2 protein-coding genes and 1 pseudogene are annotated in these 3,096 nt (G+C 53.4%); 1 reads left to right on the top strand and 2 read right to left on the bottom strand.

The annotated features are described in order from the left end of the window. Positions 1 to 411: 411 nt before the first annotated feature. The gene (locus L691_RS0111640) at positions 412 to 1,122 is read right to left on the bottom strand and encodes a response regulator transcription factor (RefSeq protein ID WP_025690694.1); all 711 of its coding nucleotides are present in this window, start codon (positions 1,120 to 1,122) and stop codon (positions 412 to 414) included. Positions 1,123 to 1,292: 170 nt separating this feature from the next. Between L691_RS0111640 and L691_RS0111635 the strand changes: the two genes are divergently transcribed. Next, positions 1,293 to 2,561 carry a molybdopterin-dependent oxidoreductase gene (locus tag L691_RS0111635; RefSeq protein ID WP_025690693.1) on the top strand — a complete coding sequence of 423 codons (1,269 nt, stop codon included), beginning with the start codon at positions 1,293 to 1,295 and terminating at the stop codon, positions 2,559 to 2,561. A gap of 106 nt (positions 2,562 to 2,667) precedes the next feature. Here the strand turns inward: L691_RS0111635 and L691_RS32740 are convergent. Further along, a pseudogene (locus L691_RS32740) lies at positions 2,668 to 3,096 on the bottom strand (hypothetical protein); the annotation flags it as partial.

The raw sequence follows: 3,096 nt of genomic DNA, 5'->3' as shown, positions 1-3,096 counted from the left end.
GCCTCCCTGCCGCTTCTCGGCCTGCTCGCCCTGCTTCTCCCGGGAGACCGCAAGCTGGAGGAATGGGCGGCGGAATAAGCCATGGGAAGCAGAACCGCCGCAAGGAGGCTCATTGCTCCTTTTTAAAGGGAGGATGAGCCTTTTCATGATAAGCGGCATTTTTGATGTCCCGGGCAAGAAAAAAAACTGGGCCCATTAAGGCTTATCAGAGCCTATCGCCGCGCCTGACGTAAGGCCGGTTCCATAACTCTGGCAAATAAGGCGGCTGCCATGCCGCTGCCTGCGGTCATATAGTTATCCTGTCGGTTGCGTCGAACCCTATCCACACGGCGGCCGTCCATTCCGGCGTATAGCCGACAAACCAAATGTCACGATTTGCCTTGCAGTCGGTTCCCGGCAGATCCAGCTCCGTTATGACGGTCTTTCCGGCAGCTTATAGCCCACTCCCCAAACTGTTTGAATATAACGCGGGCGCTTCGGATTAAGCTCGATTTTTTCCCGGATATTGCGAATATGTACCATTACCGTATTCCCTCCATCAAGAAAAGGCTCGTTCCACAGGCTGCGATAAATCTGCTCCATGCTCAGCACTTGACCCTGATGACGGGCCAGCAGCTCCAGAATAGCGAACTCCCGGGGTGTCAGCTTAACCTTTCGGCCATCCACGCTGACCGCATGCTTCGCGGTGTCGATAAGCAAATCCTCGAACTGAAGCTCATGATCGCTTTTGCGGGCGGAGAATTCCTTGTTCCATTTATGATAGCGGCGAAGCTGGGATTTGCCCCGGGCCACGATCTCCAGCGGATTGAACGGCTTGCCGACATAATCGTCCGCGCCAAGGCTGAGACCTGTAATTTTGTCCATGTCGGTATTTTTGGCGGACAGCATAATAATCGGCATTTTCCGAGCCTCGCGAATTTTCAGGCATGCGGCAATCCCGTCCATATGGGGCATCATGACATCCAGAATGATCAGATCCACCTCCTCCTGCTCCAGCCATTTCATGGCCTCCAGGCCGTTGTAAGCTTTTAGCAGCCGATAACCCTCATTGTTAAAATAAATCTCAAGCAGCTCAACAATTTCTTTCTCGTCATCTACCAGCAATATCGTTTCCTGCTTCACCGTGGGCAGCCTCCTCTTGTGCCATAGCAATTACCTCCTTCAATCTTACCAAAAGCTGGGGAGGTTCGCCCTTTGGATCTGTGTCCAAGCATTATTCAACGTCCGATTTTCGTGTTACAATTAATTAAAACTTGAAATATCCCCAGTACTCTGGGACGGGAGGAAGCACAATGCTAAAACAATCGCTGGCGCGCATTCGGAAAGGCTATGGGAAAAAGCTGGTCTCCATTCACGCATGGAACGCCTGGCTTGTGCTGTTCTTGGCTGTAAGCGGTCTGATGCTCCTCGGCGCTTTTTGGCGGGAATGGCTAGGGGAAGGCAGAGTCTGGCTAAAATGGGGGCATATCCTGGCCGGGCTGGCCCTGCTTCTTCCCGTTGTCTATTACCTGCTGCTGGCGGCCAAGCATTGGAAACGGCTGAAGGGGAGACCTTCGCAAAAAGCCAATGTCATCACGGTGCTCACGCTGCTGTTAGGCTGGATTGTATCGGGGATTGTGCTTTGGCAGTATAAAGCCTTCGGTCCGCAGGCGGCCAATGCCGCGCTGCTGGCGCATGATCTCTTCACCTGGATTGGACTGCCGATTATTATTTACCATTCGATTACCCGTACCCGCTGGCTTAAAGAACCGGATAAAAGGTCGATTCGGCCGGAGCAGGAAATCAAAGACGCAGCAGTTTCCAATAGTGCGGAAAAAGGGCATGCGCAGCCCCAGCCCATCTATACGCGTCGCGGATTTCTCAAAGCCGCCGTCGGCGCAGGGCTGGCCGTTACGCTTGGGCCTACCTTTGTCCGCTGGATGGGCCGGTCCCTGCAGCTGCCTTCAGCGGGAGAGTGGCCAGCAGCTAATGCCAACCACCTTCTGCCCGACCCCGTTCCGCTGCCGCAGTCTTCCCCGCCGGTCGGCGGAGGAGCCGAGGGGCATTTCCGGGTCTATACGGTGACGGACATTCCCTCCTTCGACAATTCCAATTGGTCTTTTAAGGTTGACGGTCTGGTAGACAACAAGCTGAGTTGGAACTGGGAGCAGTTCGTCAAGCTCCAGCGGGAGGTGCAGGTGAGCGATTTTCACTGCATCACAGGCTGGTCGGTCTATAAAAATACATGGGAGGGCATCCCGCTTACGAAGCTTATGGACATGGCCGGTGTGCAGAGTACAGCCACAAGCATCAAATTTTATTCGGGAGACGGCGTTTACACCGATTCGCTGACCCTGGAGCAAGCGCGGATGGACGATGTGCTGGTCGCCGTTATGCACGATGGCAAGCCGATCACAAGTGAACTGGGCGGTCCCGTACGGCTTATCGTTCCGCAAATGTATGCCTATAAATCGGTGAAATGGCTTAATCGCATTGAACTGATCGAAGGCGACCATGTCGGCTACTGGGAACAACGGGGATACGATATCGATGCCTGGCTGCCGGGGAAAGTAAAAATATAAGACCAAACGATAGGCGCGTAGCTTAAAAAGTCTTACATTTCAAAAAAAGGCTTGTCCGCAAGAAAGATCTCTCTCCCCGGACAAGCCTTCATTTATAGAACCAGTGCTACTCCTTAATTTCCTCAAAGGATGCGTCGTACAGCCGGAACATCGTCTTGTATCCCGACTCGTCGATCTTAATCCCCACCTCAAGCCGTCCCGTCACCTGCAGCGGACCCGATTTATGCCTCAATTTAACATCGTCCGGCACAAATACAATCATAATCTTGTTCCAGTACGTTTCGTCCCCGTTGTCAAAAGGACATTCAGCTCCAGGCTGAGGGATCAGCAGGAACCAATGCTTCTCGAAGGAAAGGACCTCGCCCATAAAGCCTTTGATGGTCACTTTGCTTTTGCTCTCGCTGAGGTCCCAGAAACGCTCCGACGGCCGGGTCTGGTCCCCTCCGTCAAAAAATTCCGACCAACCGATCTTTACCGTACCTGACGGGTTCCCGTCATCCGAGCTTTTGGACGCCGTCTCTCCTCCAGCATTCGG

Source organism: Paenibacillus zanthoxyli JH29 (genome assembly GCF_000520715.1).
Taxonomy (GTDB): Bacteria; Bacillota; Bacilli; order Paenibacillales; family Paenibacillaceae; genus Paenibacillus_AQ; species Paenibacillus_AQ zanthoxyli.
This window is presented reverse-complemented; position numbering and strand designations above follow the sequence as displayed.

Excerpts from the sequence above, each read along its gene's own strand:
- L691_RS0111635 (WP_025690693.1), top strand. The coding sequence starts at position 1,293 with ATGCTAAAACAATCGCTGGCGCGCATTCGGAAAGGCTATGGGAAAAAG.